5 protein-coding genes are annotated in these 20,146 nt (G+C 39.3%); 4 read left to right on the forward strand and 1 reads right to left on the reverse strand.

All coding sequences use genetic code 11. The annotated features are described in order from the left end of the window. The first annotated feature begins 216 nt into the window (after positions 1–216). Entirely contained in the window at positions 217–9,945 is a 9,729-nt protein-coding gene (locus GUB10_RS11240) for a T9SS type A sorting domain-containing protein (protein ID WP_193711552.1), read from the forward strand. Between the two features lie 150 nt (positions 9,946–10,095). Beyond that, complete coding sequence (locus GUB10_RS11245; protein WP_193711553.1) at positions 10,096–16,395, forward strand: LamG-like jellyroll fold domain-containing protein; 6,300 nt, start codon at positions 10,096–10,098, stop codon at positions 16,393–16,395. A gap of 456 nt (positions 16,396–16,851) precedes the next feature. Here GUB10_RS11245 and rsmG read toward each other — a convergent pair whose 3' ends face one another. Beyond that, on the reverse strand, positions 16,852–17,481 hold the full coding sequence (gene rsmG, locus GUB10_RS11250; protein WP_193711554.1) for a 16S rRNA (guanine(527)-N(7))-methyltransferase RsmG: 630 nt from the start codon (positions 17,479–17,481) through the stop codon (positions 16,852–16,854). A 120-nt stretch (positions 17,482–17,601) separates the two neighbouring features. Between rsmG and GUB10_RS11255 the strand changes: the two genes are divergently transcribed. Both GUB10_RS11255 and GUB10_RS11260 read left to right on the forward strand, forming a co-directional pair. Further along, positions 17,602–18,705, forward strand: a complete 1,104-nt coding sequence (locus GUB10_RS11255) for an acyl-CoA desaturase (protein WP_193711555.1) — start codon at positions 17,602–17,604, stop codon at positions 18,703–18,705. 100 nt (positions 18,706–18,805) lie between these two features. Further along, positions 18,806–19,999 (forward strand): pyridoxal phosphate-dependent aminotransferase, encoded by a 1,194-nt coding sequence (locus tag GUB10_RS11260; protein WP_193711556.1) that lies wholly within the window; start codon positions 18,806–18,808, stop codon positions 19,997–19,999. Positions 20,000–20,146: the final 147 nt, after the last annotated feature.

Genomic DNA, 20,146 nt, shown 5'->3' on the forward strand with positions numbered 1-20,146 from the left:
ACATGAAAAAATAATATATACATACAATTAACATAATTTTTAATCATATTAAAATCACTTCAACGAATTAAAGAACCCTTTACCGAATTAAAAGAAAATACTGCAGCAAATATTGTATTTTAAATAAATAATTGTCTTTGCACCAGATAGTTACCCCATTTATTACCTTTTTAAATTACCCCTACGTAATTACTATTGCTCTAAAACATTACTATTATGGGAGGAAAACTACTTTCTTATTTATTGCTAATATTTTCTATTTTTTTCTTTTCGGAAAATGGATTTTCGCAGGCATGCCCTGGTTCGGTTAGTATAAGTGTAGCCGAAGGTAGAACTATTTGCGAAAACACCCAGGTTACTTTTAACTCCTCTGTAACCGGAGGTACCGGATTAATATATCAGTGGCAAATTAACCAAACTAATGTTGGGACTGGCCAGGCAAGCTTTAGCACCTCTACACTTCAAGATAACGACGAGGTGAGACTTATAGTTACCTCCACCGATGATGCAAATTGCGAAATAATAACCCAGCCTATTGAAATGACAGTGAATAGTACCAGGGAAGGCAGTGTAACTATTAAGGCGGATGCAAATCCCGTTTGCCCTGGTGAAGCTATAAATTTTAGCATCGTGAGTATTACCGAAGCCGGAACCAATCCTGTTTACGATTGGCGGGTAAATAATTCCAGTGCGGGCAATAGCGCAAGTTTTGGCGCAGTATTGAGCGCGGGAGATCAGGTTCAGTTATTTGTCACTTCCAGTAATCCCTGTACGGCAGATTTTTTCAGTAATCAAATTACTATTTCCGAAAAACTGGCCTCACCAGATACGCCCGGCACGATAACCGGAGAAAACCTTGTTTGCCCCGGTGTTTCTGAAACTTATAGAATTAATCCTGTAAATAATGCTATTTCCTATCAATGGGAATTACCCGGTGGCTGGAGCGGTTCCAGTTCAAGCACCTCTATTACTCTTACCACAGGAACGAACACCGGAACCATAAAAGTAATTGCAATAGGAGAATGCGGCAATACCGAACAAAGTATTACGGTTAACGTTGAACCGGGTACCCCCGGGCAACCTGCTGCTATTAGCGGCAATAGCACCGTATGCCCCAATACATCGGAAACATACAGTATTGCAGCTGTTAATGATGCAACCGAATATGTATGGAACTTTCCGACCGGCTGGAATATTCCGGAGCAGATAACTACAACGCCAGAAACAAGCATTACCACAGGAAATTCGGGAACTGGCAATATTACGGTAGCTGCCAGGAACTCATGTGGCACCAGTAGTACACAAAATCTGGCAGTATCGGTTAAACCTGGCACCCCTGGCCACCCGGGAATTATTAGTGGCAACACTTCAGTTTGTCCCAATACCTCAGAAACTTACAGTATTACCGCTATTAATGATGCAACCGAATATGTATGGAACTTTCCGACCGGCTGGAATATTTCTGAACAAATAACTACTTCACCACAAATTAGCATTACAACAGGAACTACCGGGAATGGAAATATTACAGTAGCCGCCAGAAACTCCTGTGGCACAAGCGGCACACAAAATCTTGCGGTAGAAGTAAAAAATGCTGCTCCAACCAGCGTAGGCCCCATTAACATTACTTATTCAAATTCCAACAATGTAATTTGTCCGGGAGATCAAATAGAACTATCTGTCACACAACTTCCTGAAGCAGAAGCATACACCTGGAGTATTCCCTCGGGATGGAGTTTTATTGGAGACCAAACAGGCAATAGTATAACCGTAAATGCCGGTAATTATGGACAAAACGGTAATGTTAGCGTAATACCGGAAAACTCCTGCGGACAAGGCTCTGCAAGCACACTAAACCTTAATATAGATGAACCGGCTCCCGAAATAGGATCTGCAGTAATAAACGGTCCCGAAGTGGTTTGTTCCAGTAGCACACAATTAGAATACAACATTCCTATAATCAATCACGCTACCTCTTATGAATGGTCATTACCCTCAGGATGGAGTGTTACTTCGGGAGCAAACACCAATACTATTCAAGTAAATGCTTCGGAAACTTCAGGAAACATAGAAGTTTTTGCCACTAATAATTGTGGCGAAAGTTCAATTATTTCAAAATATGTACAATCTGTAACTGCTGCACCTACAAAACCTTTAGCTATAACATCTTCTTTACCAAGTACAGCAATATGCCCACCATTAAACAATGTAGAATTCTCTATTCCTTCGGTGAGCAATGCCAGTGAATATCTTTGGACCTTACCCAATGGTTGGGAAATTATAAACGGAACGGGAACTACAAATATTACTGTAAATATTACCGCGAATGCAAATTATAGTGCAAACGAAAGCGTTTCGGTACAAGCTTTAAATATTTGCGGAGCAAGCGCGAGTGAAACAATTACAGGAATAGCCATCGACGAATATGTAATTACCGATCTTGGCGAAGATATGGTTTTATGCAGTCTAAATAACACAGTCACTATTGATGCCTATGTAGCCTTCGGTTCTAAAAACGCTAAATTAAAAATAGATAGGATTGAGACTTCTTCGGGGGCGCTAATTACCCCGCCAACGGGAAAAGTAGATAACTTTAAAATTGAGTACACTCCTACTGCTGCCGATATAAGCAACGGGCAGGTTAGCATTAGTGTAACTACCGAGAAGCCGGGTGGTGCATGTAATGCAGGTGAAGACGAAATGACTATATTTTTTAGGGAAGACCCCCAGGCTTCTTTTACTACCACAGGTCAGGATATTTGCGAAAACACCAGTACACAAATTAGCCTAACAGGAACACCCGGCACCCGAATTACTTATACCGAAAACGGAACTTCAAAAACTATAGATCTCGACGCAAGCGGAGAAGCCAGTATAATTACGAACAATTTAACTTCTTCTACTACGTTTCAATTAATAAGCGCGCAATACCTGGAAGAACCTTTATGTGAAAAATCACTTTCAGGAACACACGAAATAGTTGTTAACCCGGTTCCCTATGCCGAACTGGTTTACCCTCAAACTTCATTTTGTGAAGACGATACTGAATCTAAACAGGTAACACTAGAAAATGAGGTTGGCGCAACAGCGAACGGAAGCTTTTCGGCCTCACCATCCGGCTTGATTATTAATGCAACTACCGGAGCGATAGATCCCGGCAGTAGCAATCCCGGCGATTATGTGGTTACTTATACAATTCCGGCTTCACTTGGTTGCGAAAGCCTTGAGTTATCTACTAATATAAGCATAACAGCAGTACCAACGGCAAGTTTAAGCTACGAAAACAACGCTTTTTGCACTTCTGATACAGCAAATAAACCGGTAACTTTAAGCGGCACTGGAAATTATGAAAATGGAACTTTTTCAGCAGGAACAGGACTGCAAATAGATGCAGGAACCGGAACGATTACCCCATCTAACAGCGATCCGGGCACTTATACAATTACCTATACTACACCGGCCGGTGGTGGTTGTAATACCTACGAATACTCTACTGAAATAACCATAACAGAAGTACCTAACCCTACAATTACTTATGCGGCAACCGAATTTTGTAATTCACAAACAACTCCTATTGAAGTTGTATTAACCGGAAACAGTAATAGTTTAGGAGGAACCTATACTTCTCAGGCAGGTTTAGACATTAATCCCACTTCGGGAGCCGTTAATCCACAAAACAGTACTCCCGGCACCTACACCATTAGCTATGAGACCAATGCTGTGAATGGTTGCTTACCTGTTTCTACTGAAACCACGCTCACAATTACAGCATTACCCTACACCGAAATAAGCTACAATGGTCCTTTTTGCACATCGGAAACCGAGATAAAAGAAGTGATTTTCAATAATATGCTTGGAAATTATCAAGGTGGGACTTTCTCGACAAATTCTACCGGGCTCTCCATAAATTCCCAAACCGGAGCCATTGATCCCAGCCAAAGCCAGCCCGGAGAATATATTGTTGAATACCTTATTGCCGCAAAAGCCGGTTGCGAAGCAGTAAATTTCAATACTACTGTAAATATCACAGAAGTACCTTATGCCAACTTTAATTACGACAATGCTGCGCTTTGTAATTCTGAAACTCAGGATCAAGCGGTAGTTTTTACAGAAACACCTGGCGAATATCAAAATGGAACTTTTTCCGGTACCACTGGCCTGGCTATAGATAGTAATGGAACGATAAATCCTGCAGCCAGCAAACCCGGACCTCATACCGTAACCTATACAATTGCGGCTGCAAATTCTTGTGAACAAGTACAGGAAAGCCTTGATATTGTAATAGCTAAAAAACCCGAAATCACGTCTCAACCTTTTAATGTTGGTGTATGTAGCACGCAACCAAGTGAACTTAGCGTAACTGCTACCGGAGATAACCTGCAATATCAATGGTACCAGGACGGTACGCCAGTAAGTGGAGCAACATCAGCCACCTTAAGCTTTAGCAATACCACCTCTGTTCATGCAGGAGAATATTACGTGGTAGTAACAGGAGCTACATCCTGTTCAACTGTAACTTCCAACACAGTTAGCATAAATGTAGATGAAGACATTTTTATTCAGGAACCTGTTTCTGAAGTTCCAATTTGTGGTGATGGTTTTTCAGAAGCTAATATGCAATTTATCGCCAGTGCCAATGGCGCTCCATTAACATTCACCTGGTATAAAGGAAATACACCGGTAAATGAATCGGATCCCAATATTAGTATTACAATCTCAGAACAAAACGGCACCTACACCGGCATACTGGAAATTATCAATGTTACTACCGCATACAATGGCGATTATTTTGTAGAAATTCAGGGTCCTTCAGAATTTACCTGTGCTACCGCAGTTTCTAACCCATTTCAATTACGCCTTAATGAGATCCCTGAACCACCAACAGTTCAGGATTTTGAATATTGTCAATTTGAAGACGCACCCGTACTAACGGTAGTTAATGGCAGCAAGCTTACCTGGTATGCATCAGAAAGTGGTAATGATGCTTTTGCCGCCCCTCCAGTACCTAATACCAATACGCCCGGAGAAACTATTTACTGGGTAACCCAAACCCCCGATGTATGTGAAAGTGAACGGGTAGCAGTTAGTGTAAACATTAAAGAGAAACCTTTAACTCCTGAAACTACGGCACTGTTGGAATATTGTGAAGGCGCAACAGCAAATGCCTTAGAAGCCAGTTCTACCAATGGAGCAATTTTAAATTGGTATGATAAAGGTAATAATGCGTTGGCAGCAGCGCCCACTCCTGCGACTACAACCCCTGGAACTTATCTTTACTACGTTTCACAAAGCCTTGATGCCTGTGAGAGTGATAAAGTAGAAATTACGGTTATTATTCACGAGTTACCAGAAGTTAGCATAAGCACTTCAGACACTATAGTCTGTGCAAGCGAGCCTGTAAACTTATCCGCAACTGGAGCTAACACATATATTTGGCTCAATGAAGCTAATGAAGAGATTGGTAATACTGCTTCTATTACCATAAATCCGGAAATTTCAACTACCTATAAGGTAATAGGCACAGGAACCGGAAATTGCGCTACCGAAGCTGAAATTACTATCAATGTAGACCAGCCCTCCAATGCCGGTACAATTTCGGGAGCCACGAGCGTATGTACAGGCAATAATTCAGGCGAAATTTCGGTTACCGGAATAACAGGAGAGGTTGTTCGCTGGGAGTATTCTGAAGATAACGAAGTTACCTGGCAAACAATAGACCAGGAAGCTTCTGAAATATCAACAAGTTATACTTATGAAAATCTTAGTCTCAGCACATCATTTAGAGCGGTGGTGAAGAATGGTGTTTGTGACGAAGACATTTCAGAAAGCGTTAATATTCAGGTAGATGAATATCCTGTTGGAGGTGAATTGAATTTTAGGGGGTATGACCGATTATATACAACCTGTCAAAATCCAGACTTTGTAGAAGACCTTATTCTTTCAGGCCATACAGGCGAAGTTGTAGCCTGGAAATACAGAACCGCACAGGGATCTTTTAAAACCATAGCCGGGGAGACCGGCACAAGCCTGCCTGCTGCTATTATAGGAAGTTTATTGAGCAACGAAACCTTAATTTTTCAGGCAGAAATTATAAATGGCGCTTGCAACGACCCGGTAAACAGCCAAACTGCTATTTTAAGTGTTATTTCATCAAATATAGAACCGGCTCCGGTAAGTGTTAGCGAAAACCTTATCTGCTTAGGAGACGAAGTCACCTTAACTGCAGATTCCGGCTATCAATCTGGAGATGGTGTAAATGATAGCGGCAATTTCGATAATGCATCTATAGATCAACATGGTTGGAGGGTTATAAACACCAATGGAATAGAAGAAAATTTTGAAACCAGTGCCAGTAATGTAAGACCAAATGTATGGAAAAGAGTTACACCCCGGGAATTTATTACCGCCAACCTAACTTCTCCTTACAATACCTCCTTACAATTATTTGATCACGGACTAACAGACCAAAATAAAGGTTTTGCTATTGTGTCCGGGAATAATAGTTCTACATTGGAAACCAATGTTTTTGCTTTAGATGGGATGGATTCCGGTATTCTAACTTTTGACCAGGCTTATAATCTTACCCCCGGGGCTTCCATTGAAGTATTGATTTCTACCAATGGTGGAGCTGCAGGCAGTTATACACAGTTATACAGCAACAACAACGATCCTTCAAGCGGAAATTATACCGATTTTGCTTCTGGTACTCCTATTAGCCGACCTGAAAACAAAATAGAAATTGATTTAGGTAATTATATTGGTCAAAATAACCTAAGAATTATGTTTAGGTTTACAGGGGCTAGAGATGGAGATGTTTGGGCGGTAGACAATATCATATTGCCGGATGGCCCACAGGATGTAGGTGTTATATGGGAAGACACTACCAATCCTGAAACTCCGGTAGTGATTGGAACAAATTTTTCAGAACAATGGACCCCTACCGAAATTGGATGGAATGTTTCTGTAATAACTACTACATTAGAGTATACAGGGGGTTCGTGCCCAACAGCCAGAAACGATGAAGAAATTAAGGTTTTTGTGTTCGACCAATACACAACCAGCGTTACTGTCGAAACCGGCAATTGCGGGTCATATTCGGCACAGTTAACTGCTGCGGTTAGCAGTATTACCCAGGGTATCATTACATCTTATCCCACTAAAGACGGTTATATTGGTAAATGGAAGGTGGAAGGGCCGGATGAAAATTTCGAATTTTATAATGTCGATGCGAATAACACGAGCAACCCTGTAAACAACCCTAATGCAATTTTCACCTCAAATTCCCAAAGTACTGAAAATTACACCTTCAGCTGGATTTTAGAACCCACCGAAACCGATGAAAATGGAAACTTAATTGAAAACCAAAATTGTTTACCCATTTATGAACCCCTGGAAGTTGCCTTTGAACCTTGCATAGCCCTGGATTTTGACGGACTTGATGATTATGTGGATTTAGGGGAAACCTATACCGGAAATTACAGCCTGGAAGCCTGGATTCGCCCTCAAAGTTTACAGGGTACTATTTTAAGCGGGCCCAATTTTGAAATTAATATGGAAGATCTACCGGCAGGGATTATGCCCAATACGCGATGGTACCATATTGCTGTAGCGAATAACAGGCTTTATATAGATGGAATTGACATCGGTAATTTTAACCCTGGTAGTAGTGGTGCAAGAACATTGATTGGAGCAAGGTGGAATAATGGAGCTGCAGAAAATCACTTTGAAGGTTGGATTGAAGAAGTACGTCTCTGGAACACTAGCCTAAGTATAGATCAAATAAGGTTTATGATGAACCAACGCCTCTACAATAATGGCACACAAATGGGCGTGGAAATTCCTATGAATGTTCCCGGCGGATTAAGCTACACCAATCTTGCAGGCTATTATCAGCTTCTCGCCGATCCAGTTTTATTAACCGATGGAACTACGGTTGATCTTGCTAATAATTCAGTGCCCGGTAGGCTGGTTGATATGGAGACTTTACAGGAAAACACCGCTCCTCTACCCTATACTTCAAGGGTTGATGGCCAAACCTGGGGCACAGATAACACCTGGACTCATTTTGATGTTTGGGATGCACCAAACAGTACCGGTATAAATGGAAATTCAATTAACTGGAACATTGTTAGAACCTCACATGATATTGATTCGGGAAATAAAGACATTACTGTATTAGGTTTAAAATCAGAAGTGGGAACCTTAGACATTTTTAATCCCTCAGGCCCACATGATGAAACCAATTCGGGACAATATATAAGAGTAAGTCATTATTTAAAATTAGACGGTATTATAGATCTTACCGGAGAATCCCAATTAGTTCAGGATATTGGTAGTATTGTAGATGCAGGCAGTTCGGGCTATCTGGAACGCGATCAACAGGGTACCGCCAACAGCTATAACTATAACTACTGGAGTTTTCCTGTTAGTGCAGGAGCTTCTAATAGCGGCGGATCCATTAAAGCTATTCTAAAAGATGGCACCGATTCCAACAATGCGCAGAATATATCCTTTGCTTACGATCATACTTATGCCGATAACTATAATTATGCTGCCGGCCCAAAGCGAATTAGTGCCTATTGGCTTTTTAAATTTTTTGGCACCGCCAATATTTATGCTGAATGGCAATGGATAGGCGAAAATGGCCAGCTTAATGCAGGAGATGGATTTACCATGAAAGGCACTTCAGGGGCAGTATCGCTTTCAACACCCCAAAATTATATCTTTAGGGGACTTCCTAATAATGGGCCTGTAGGCGGTGTAAGTATTGGAGCGAATCAAAATCGCTTAATTGGAAATCCATACCCGTCGGCTCTGGATGCAAAACAATTTATTTTAGATAATTTAGATAAGAATGTTGTGCCAAATGCCACCAATACTAAAAATATTTTCAATGGCGCCCTCTATTTCTGGGACCACTTTGGTGACGAAAACACCCATATTTTAAGAGAATATATTGGGGGTTATGCTACCATTAATCTTTCAGGAGCGGTACAATCGGCTTCTTCAGTAGATGAACGTATTAATAACGATGGTTCGGTAGGAAATAAGAAACCCGGGCAATTTGTTCCGGTTGGCCAGGGATTCTTTATCAATACGGTATTAGATCCAGCAATTGCCAATGGTATAACTATAAGTGGAGGTACTATTAACTATAATAATGGGCAAAGAGCTTTTGTTACTGAAATAGATCCGAAAGATTCGCAATTTCTTAAACCTATTTATCCTACTAAAGAGAAAAATAAACTAACCAAAAAAGATACGAGGTACAAAATTAGACTAAACTTCCTTTCGCCTCTTGGCTATCAAAGACAGGTTTTGGTTACCGCCGATGCAAATACCACCAATGGTTTTGACCTGGGTTACGATGCGCTCTTAATAGATGATATTCCAGAAGATATGTACTGGCTTATTCAAGACAATGAATTTGTTATTCAGGCAGTACCTAACTTCAATATTGACCAGGTATTACCATTAGGCCTTAAAATAAAAAAAGAAGGTGAGTTTAGTATTGAAATTGGTGAATTGGAAAATTATCCCGACTCACAATCGGTATTCCTAAAAGATAAGCTAAGCGACAGCATTCACGATCTTAGAACAGGCGCTTACCTGGCAAGTTCAACACCTGGAATATTTAAGGATAGGCTCGAAATAATTTTTAAAGGCAAAGAAGATTCGGAAAACCCAAGTAATCCTTCTATTACAACTAACCTTGATTTTGGTTACAACCATAATACAAGGGAACTCAAAATTTACAATCCCGATCTTATTGATATTTCTGAAGTACTATTATTTGATCTGGGCGGAAGACTTATTCAAGATTTTAAGAATATACCTAATCAAAAACAGCACACCATTACCATCAAACCTATGCATTCAAGTATCTATATTGTAAAGCTGGTTACCGAAAATGGAAATAGGAATAAGAAGTTTATCATGGAATAAGAAAGTAATTTCTTACATTGCCATTTATCAGGTTAAAAAAAACCTCCTTTTAACTGGTTTTTAGACTCTTAAATAATATTTTTTTGCTTAAATTCTTGTTAAAGTAGATTTTTTATGTGTAATTTTACCTCTTGTAACAATTAGTTGCCTATGGGTAAAATTACTCCCCGGTTTTTTTTAGCAGTTTTAATTTTCGGATTGTTCCTACTTTCCGAAAATACTGCTTTGGCGAATTTTAGTTTTGGGCCGGAAAAACCCTATGCCCATAACAATGACCGCAACTACTCCTATTTTATTGGGTTTTTGTTAAATGAAGAATTAAGCGTTACCATAACAGAAACTCCAGCAAGCTGTAACGACACAAACGATGGTGATTTGGAGGCGAATGCTTCCGGTGGTGCTTCTCCCTACAATTATTCCTGGACTGGACCAAATGGTTTTACTGGTTCAACAAATCAAATTAGCAACCTTGCACCAGGCGATTACACACTTAACTTAAGTGATAATAATAATCTTGAAATTACTGAAGTTTTTACGCTAACTTTTAATGATAATGAAAATCCCACAGCAAGCAATCCTGCTCCGGTAAACGTTCAGTGTACAGCCGATATCCCTACTGTCGATATCACAGTGGTCACCGATGAAGCAGATAATTGTACTGCCAATCCAACTGTCGCTTTTGTATCTGATGTTAGCGATGGAAATAGCAATCCCGAAATCATCATTAGAACCTATAGCGTAACAGATGATGCCGGGAACTCTATCAATGTAACACAGGAAATTACTGTTAACGATACTACAGACCCAACAGCCAGTAATCCCGCTCCGTTAAATGTCCAATGTATTGCGGATGTACCTGAGCCGGACATTACGGTGGTCACCGATGAAGCAGATAATTGTACTGCCAATCCAACTGTCGCTTTTGTATCTGATGCCAGTGATGGCAATAGCAATCCTGAAATCATCACTAGAACCTATAGCGTTACCGATGATGCCGGGAATTCTATCAATGTAACACAGGAAATTACTGTTAACGATACGACAGACCCAACAGCCAGTAATCCCGCCCCGCTAAATATACAGTGTATTGCGGATGTACCTGAGCCGGACATTACGGTGGTCACCGATGAAGCAGATAATTGTACTGCCAATCCAACTGTCGCTTTTGTATCTGATTCCAGTGATGGAAATAGCAATCCTGAAATCATCACTAGAACCTATAGCGTAACCGATGATGCCGGGAACTCCATCAATGTAACACAGGAAATTACTGTTAACGATACGACAGACCCAACAGCCAGTAACCCTGCACCATTAAATGTGCAGTGTATTGCGGATGTACCTGAGCCGGACATTACGGTGGTTACCGATGAAGCAGATAATTGTACTGCCAATCCAACTGTCGCTTTTGTATCTGATGCCAGTGATGGAAATAGCAATCCTGAAATCATCACTAGAACCTATAGCGTAACCGATGATGCCGGGAACTCTATCAATGTAACACAGGAAATTACTGTTAACGATACTACAGACCCAACAGCCAGTAATCTCGCTCCGTTAAATGTCCAATGTATTGCAGATGTACCAACAGAAGATATCACAGTGGTCACCGATGAAGCAGATAATTGTACTGCTAACCCAACTGTCGCTTTTGTATCTGATGTTAGCGATGGCAATAGCAATCCTGAAATTATCATAAGAACCTATAGCGTAACCGATGATGCCGGGAATTCCATCAATGTAACACAGGAAATTACTGTTAACGATACGACAGACCCAACAATCCCCACTTTGCCCGATTTAGTTAGTGAATGCCCCCTAACGGTAACGCCTCCTACTACATCCGACAATTGCGACGGAACAATCACCGGAACAACAGGTCTCACCAATCTTACATTTGATGCCTCAGAGACAATTTACTGGTATTTTAAAGATGCTGCAGGTAATGAAATTGGCCCAATCGAACAAAATGTTATAATTAATAATACTATAGCTCCTGTTCCCGATTCAGGCTCCCTACCCAAAAAAATTATAAGTGGATGCCAGATCACCAGCATCGATGAATTAGACATACCAACCGCTACAGATGCCTGTGAAGGTACTATCTCCGGAAACTTAAGTGAAAATTTTGAATTTCCTTACTCCTTTACTGGAACTAACACCATTGAGTGGGAGTTTATTGATAGCAAAGGGAATAAATCAATACAAATTCAGGAAATTGAGCTTAAACCTTTAGATGTAGATGGTGGAACATTAAAAGGCACTTTTGAATCTTCTGTTTTTCAGGAACAAATTGATATTTCGGCATGTGGCGAAGCTATTTCTGTTGAATTAGACTTAACAGGCGAAAAAGGCAACATTATACATTGGGAGAAATTTTCGGTTAATAAAGGTATTTGGGAAATTATAAATAATACTGGCAACTCACATACAGCAAACTTTGCAGAAGGTGAACTGGTCTCAACTTATTACAGGGTACTTATTCAAACAGGAACCTGCGCCGAATATTCCAATAGTTTTTACATAAGAACTTTACCCGTAGGAGATGCCCCTACAGTTGAAAATTTAGAACCGGAAACTAATAACAAATATTGCCTGGGAGACGAAGTAAATCTTCTTGCTAAAAGTAATTATACTGCTACACAACCGGCATTACCCAATGAAGCACCGGGAGATTTTAATCAGGGACAGCTAAATACTCAGGATCCTAATTCATGGCTCACAGATGGAAACCCCGGAGGTTTTACCGCCGGTGGTAACTCAAAAAAACCTAGAAACTGGTCGGGTACCAATGATCATGAATTTGGTGATATCACTTACGATGGAGGCGATGGTAAATTTGCGATAGCCCAGGGAGACTTTAGTGACAGCCAATATAAAGGAAATGACCCCACAACCTTAGAAAGCCCTATTTTAGATTTATCTAATGCGGTATCGGCAAGCTTAGATTTTGATCAGGCCTTTTATTTTGCCGATGGAGACAACGCAGTAATTGAAATTTCAACTGATGGGGGAAGTACTTATTCCACGCTTCAGATAATGCACTCACCGGGCACGGGAATTAAAAAATGGTTTACAGCAGGGACTGCCGAATCCTATGCCGGATCTGACGCGAACAATTATAATTTTAGCACAGACAACACCTCTATCTCTCTTGAAGACTACATTGGAGAAAACAATGTAAGAATTAGATGGAAATTTACCGGAACAAGCGATAAGAGTGTTTGGGCCATGGATAATATAATTGTTAACGAAGAGGTTTTTGTAGACACTGAGTTGGAATGGACCGATGGTATTGGAGACCCCAACGAAGATCCTATTGTAGTAGGCCGTACTGAAGTACCTATTGCTTTCACTCCTGCCGTGCCGGGGCAACACGAATATGGAGGAACGGCTTTAATTAATGGTTGTAGAACTTATAACGAAGAGGGAACAGATTTAATAAATATTCTTGTTTCTTATTCCTATGCTGGAGAAGATATTATATTATCCAATGATGAATGCGGCCAAAATACAGTGCAACTCAATGCTTATGACAATACACTTACAGCAACTGAAAATAATGAAAAAGGAGCATATCCTTCAAAACCCACCAACTGTATAAACTGTGATGACCCAGGTACTGGCGAAATAGGCACCTGGACCTGGACCAGGCTTAGTGGCACCAACAATTGTGTATCGGAATCCTTTTCTGATATTAACGACCCCAATGCCACTTTTACCGGAAACGAAGGAACCTATAATTTAACCTGGACGGTAGATGGCTGCTCAGATTCTATTACAGTAGAAATCAAAGAATGTAATCAAATTAACTTTGATGGAATTAATGATTATATAGATTTTAGCAAAGACAATTATCACTTATCCAACGGTACCAACAAAAAAGCATTCAGTATAGAAGTTTGGGTTAAACCAGAATCTACCAGCGGAATTCAAACAATCTTTTCAAAAAGAGATGCAAACTACGCTGATAATAAAGGTTATGATCTTTCAATTCACGATGGAGAAGTATCTTTTAACTGGAATAACAGCGGAACTATAAACTCTTCACCTCATAAAGTTCAAGCTAATAGGTGGTATCATATCGCTGTTACCCACTCCTCTTCTGGAGAATATAAGCTTTACGTTGATGGGGTTCTTATAAAATCTACCGCCGGTGGATCTCCCGATGCAAACCTCAACAAAGCCTTGCTAGGTGCTGTAGATCAGTCTGAATTTAACGTACCCACAAATCACTTTCATGGATGGATGGAAGAATTTAGAATTTGGAATGTTGCTTTAACACCAAATCAATTACGGGAAATGATGAATCAGCATATCGAAAATAACGGAGCAGCCGTGGCCGGTGAGGTGCTTCCATTTAATATAAAAAATCTTAATTGGGTAGATTTAATTGGGTATTATAGAATGGACAAAGTAAACTGTGGAAACCTTTACCCCTACAATGATGGGTCTGACATAGGTTTTCCGGGAGAATTAAAAAACATTACCACTTCCCAACAAACCTCTGCCCCTCTTCCTTATGTATCTGAAGCATCAGGAAACTGGCATACCCGAAATTCCTGGGATCCAAACGCTACCAAACATTGGACTTTCCCTAACGATATCGGAATTGATAACGAAACAGAAATAAACTGGAATATCGCAGTTCAAAACAATGATTTAAATTCCAACAATAAAGATATTAAGCTATTAGGATTGTTCTCTGAGCCTGCCACTCAGTTAAAAATGCAAGGAGAAAATAACGCTTCAGGGAACGAATTACGTATCACCCATTATCTGGAACTAAATGGGCATATAGACCTTAACGGAGAATCCCAGCTAGTACAAACCGAAGGCAGTATCCTTACCGGTTCGGGGTATCTTACCCGTGACCAGCAAGGAACCGCGAGCAGCTATAATTATAATTATTGGAGCTCACCTGTTGTTTCCAATACAGGAAACCAGTCTTATACCATCGCCTCTGTTATGCACGACGGCACCGATAAGGCATCTCCAAAAAATCTTGATATAGGACCTCCCGGACATGTTACTTATGCCGATGGAAATTATAGCGTTCCAAGAAAAATTAGTGGTCGTTGGCTGTATAAATTTAGAGGCGATGCCAATCAATATAGTGAATGGAAATATATAGGAAAGGATGGTACTTTATTGCCGGGAGAAGGCTATACCATGAAGGGAACCTCGGGTAATGCCAACATACAGGACCTTCAGAATTACACTTTTAAAGGTTTTCCAAATAACGGACCTCTAACGAATGCGTTGAACATTGCCAATGATCAAAATTATCTTTTAGGAAATCCTTATCCATCGGCGATAGAGGTTAAAAAATTCATACTGGATAATTTATCAAAGCACGATGTAAATGGCGCTACAAACACCAAAAATATTTTTAACGGGGCGCTATATTTTTGGGATCATTTTGGCGGTAAAACACATATTTTAAGGGAATATGTAGGAGGATATGCTACTATAAATCTATCGGGTGCAGTACAATCGGCAACTTCTATAGATGAGCGTATTAATAACGATGGTTCTAAAGGAACTAAAAAACCGGGGCCATTTATTCCGGTAGCTCAGGGATTTTTCGTGAATACAGTTTTAGACCCGGGTCTGGCGCCTGGTTTAAGCATAAGCGGAGGAGATATTAACTTCAATAACGGTCAAAGAGCTTTTGCTTCCGAAGTTAACCCAAACAATTCCCAATTCTTAAAACCGAACGAGCTTACCAAGGGGCAAAAAACCGAAATAACTAAAGATTCACGATATAAAATAAGGTTGAACTTTTCTTCCCCACTTGGTTATCAAAGAGAGATTTTGGTTACTGCCGATAATTATACTACAAACGGGTTTGATTTAGGCTACGATGCACTTTTAAATGACAACATTCCTGAAGACATGTACTGGCTTATAAAAGATAGCAAATTTGTTATTCAGGGCGTTCCCAATTTTAACCTGGATCAAAAACTACCTATTGGGATTACTCTTGCTGAAGAAAAGGAATTTAGTATAGAACTTGGGGACTTGGAAAATATGCCCGATATCATTGATATTTATCTACGCGATAATAGTGATAGTTCTTATCACGATTTACAAAAGGCAGAATATAAAGCGAGTTTACCCGCAGGAGAATATAATAGCAGGTATGAAATCGTTTTTCAAGATCCAAATTCAATGCTGGAAGATAAAGAGCCGGGCCAGGGACCTATCGATTACTATTACTCTTTAGCCAATAGAGAATTTGTAATTAGCAATCCCGAACTTCATAAAATTGAACACATCAATATTTATAATATTGGAGGTCAATTAGTAGACCAACACTTTGGTATACCAGACATTAAGGAAATTCATATTCTACAGAAAAAATCCTTAAGCTCGGGCGTTTACATCGTAAAAGTTTATACCGATGCTGGAGATTATGCTAAAAAAGTAATAATTAGAAAAGATTGATTTGGTAGTTCTCGGTTGCAGGATGTGAGTTATCAGTTGTGGGATTTCAATTGTGAGTTTTGGTTTAAAATTTTTTCAACAAAAACAACAAACAAACAAGCAGCGATAAACAAAAACCGAGTTGGTAGTCCCAATTTCAGTAGGCAACACAACAGAGCCAACAACAGATCGCAAGTACTTCGTCCTCGCGATGACAAATCAAGAACTGAGAACAATAAATGTCAGAATCTAGATCGCCACGTGTTTCGGCCTACCATTCACATTTTTTTTAAATTACTTCTTTATTGATTATTAGAATCCAAAAAAACTGCCACGAATCCACTAATCACAAGTAAACTACCTCGAGGTATTACATCCTTTGGAAGTGCCTATAAAATATGTGTATTCATGGCACCAGGAAGTCTAAATTAAACTCAGAATTACCAGGAACTGAAAACCGAGAGCTGAGAGCTAATTCTAGGGTTTATACTTCAAAGGTAAATACACCACTTTTTTTGTATGAAAGAATTCCTCTTCAAAATAATCTCGTAATTCGTGTATTTCAGCTTTCGGATAATCACGAAGTTCTACGCTAAGATCTCCACCTTTAAGATAAAGAATGCCATTTTTAAGTTCGTGATTACTTTTCTTAGCTATTTTCCCTTTGGTCCAATGCACAAAAGTAGGCATGGCAGCTACCGCCCTGCTAACAATAAAATCGAAGGTACCGGGAATCTCTTCTACTCTGGAGTTAGTAGTTTTTACATTGATAAGTTGTAAACCTTCTACCACTTCGTTTACTACTTTTATCTTTTTCCCTATAGAATCTACAAGGTGAAAATTAGTTTCAGGAAATAGAATAGCCAGTGGAATTCCCGGAAAGCCACCACCGGTTCCAACATCTAAAATTTCTGCCCCCGGCTTAAACTTTAAAATTTTTGCTATGCCCAGCGAGTGTAACACATGCCTTAAATAAATTTCGTCAATATCTTTACGCGAAACCACGTTAATTTTAAGATTCCAGTCTTTATACAAGGCCTCTAAATGCGCAAATTTAGCATACTGGTCATCGGTTAAATTGGGAAAGTATTTCTTTATTAATTCCAAAGTTTTCAAATTTTGGACAAAAATACATAATTTGCCGCTTTAAAAATACCGTATATTAATACGTACTGAATTATAGATTAACTACGTAAAAATTTTACCTTTACCGCTTACAAAAATTACATGGAAAAAATTCAAAATCACATAAAGTTCTCCCGAAAAGATTCTACAAAATTCTTTAGGTTACTTAATAAACGCGTTAATGACTACTTCAAAGAAAATAATCTTAAAAAAACTGGAAACTGGAAACTACACCTGAAAGCTGTAGTGATGTTCTCTCTATTTCTAACTCCATATTTTCTAATTCTCACCCTGGATATTTCTCAATGGTGGATGCTATTGCTTACAATGGTTATGGGTGCCGGAATGGCAGGAGTAGGAATGAATATTATGCATGATGGGAATCACGGTTCTTACTCTTCAAAAAAATGGATCAATAAATTTATGGGAGGAACCATATATGTTCTTGCCGGAAATGTTTACAACTGGCAGGTACAGCATAATGTTTTGCACCATACCTACACAAATATACATGGACATGACGAAGATTTAGATGCCGGTAGAATAATACGTTTTTCTGAACACGCTAAATGGTATAGCTTTCACCGCTTTCAACATTACTATTCAGTGTTTTTATATGGTTTATTAACTTTTAATTGGGCCTTAACCACAGATTTTAAACAGACCCATAATTATTTAAAGCGCAAATTATCCTATGGTAAAATGCCTAATCCTGTAACACAATGGAGTATTATAGCCATCACTAAATTGATCTATTTAGCTATATGGATTATTATTCCTATGCTTATCCTGTCTATTGCATGGTGGAAGATTTTGATAGGATTTTTCGTAATGCATTATACAGCCGGATTAATATTAAGTATCGTATTTCAATTGGCCCACGTGGTAAAAGAAACAGAAATGCCATTACCAGATGAAACCGGCTCTATGAAAAACACCTGGGCTATTCACCAATTGTTTACCACGGTTAATTTTGCAACAAAAAACAGAATAGTAAACTGGTTTACCGGCGGATTAAACCACCAGGTAGAACACCATATTTTCCCGAATATTAGTCATATTCATTATTCTAAAATAGCTAGCATAGTTAAAGAGACAGCATTTGAATGCAATCTCCCCTATCACGAATATAAAACCACACGCGCAGCAATAATTGCCCATTTTCAACATTTAAAAGAAATGGGTGCCAAACCTGCAATTTCGTAGATTTTTTTAAAAAGAATTCTACGAGATAGAGATTGAAAAGGATCATTTTATTTTTCTTCAATCTCATTTAGTAAGTAATTAATTTGTAACCATTAAAAAAATGCAAGAACACTTATCCAACCGAATTAACAATTTAGCCACTTCCCAAACGCTGGCTATGGCGGCAAAAGCGCGTGAACTTAGAGCCGAAGGGAAGGACATTATAGGTTTAAGCCTTGGAGAACCAGATTTTAACACTCCAGACTTTATTAAAGATGCTGCTATTAAAGCAATTAACGACAATTACAATTCTTATACGCCTGTAGATGGTTATGTAGAATTGAAAGATGCGATAATCAATAAATTTAAGCGGGATAATAATCTTACTTATGACCATTCTCAAATTGTGGTTTCTACAGGGGCTAAACAATCTTTGGCAAATGTAGCTATGGTTTTATTAAACCCAGGAGATGAAGTTATTTTACCCTGTCCTTACTGGGTAAGTTATGCTGAAATAGTAAAATTGGCCGAAGGTGTTCCGGTTGAAGTTCCAACTTCAGTAGAAACCGATTTTAAGATGACTCCGGAGCAACTAGAAGCAGCAATCACCCCAAAAACCAAAATGATTTGGTATAGCTCACCTTGCAACCCCAGTGGTATGGTTTACAGCAAAGAAGAGCTTAGGGCCCTTGCCGATGTATTAAAAAAGCATCCAGACATTATTGTGGTAAGTGACGAGATTTATGAGCATATTAATTTTGTAGGCGGGCACGCTTCTATGGCTCAATTTGAAGACATGTACGATCGCGTAGTAACCGTGAACGGTGTTTCAAAAGCTTTCGCCATGACCGGCTGGAGAATTGGATATATAGGTGCCCCAACCTGGATTGCACGTGCCTGTAACAAGATGCAGGGACAAATTACCAGTGGTGCCAATTGTATAGCTCAGCGAGCAGTGATTACAGCCCTGGAGGCTCCGGTTAGTGAAATTAGCTATATGGTAGACACTTTTAAGAAAAGAAGAAAGCTTATTATAGATCTACTAAATGATATTGAAGGTTTTGTAACCACTGAACCCGAAGGTGCTTTTTATGTATTCCCGAATGTTTCCCATTTCTTCGGAAAAACAATTAAAGGACATAAGATTGAAAACGCCACAGATTTTTCTATGTTTTTATTAGAAGAAGCCCTGGTAGCTACCGTTACCGGCGATGCATTTGGAAACCCAGATTGTATAAGAATTTCTTATGCGGCAAGTGAATCTCAAATTGAAGAAGCGCTGAAAAGAATTAAATCGGTACTCTCTGAAGCTTAGATTTTAAGTGCTTAATAATATTAAAAAAAAAATCCTGATGCGGTTAAAACCCATCGGGATTTTTTTATTTCACTTAAACCATTAATAGTTCTAATTTTTATTCAATATTTTAATCTTGAATTTGTTTCAAAGCCAACTCCCTAATTT

It is taken from the genome of Salegentibacter sp. BLCTC (assembly GCF_015143665.1).
GTDB classification, from domain to species: domain Bacteria; phylum Bacteroidota; class Bacteroidia; order Flavobacteriales; family Flavobacteriaceae; genus Salegentibacter; species Salegentibacter maritimus.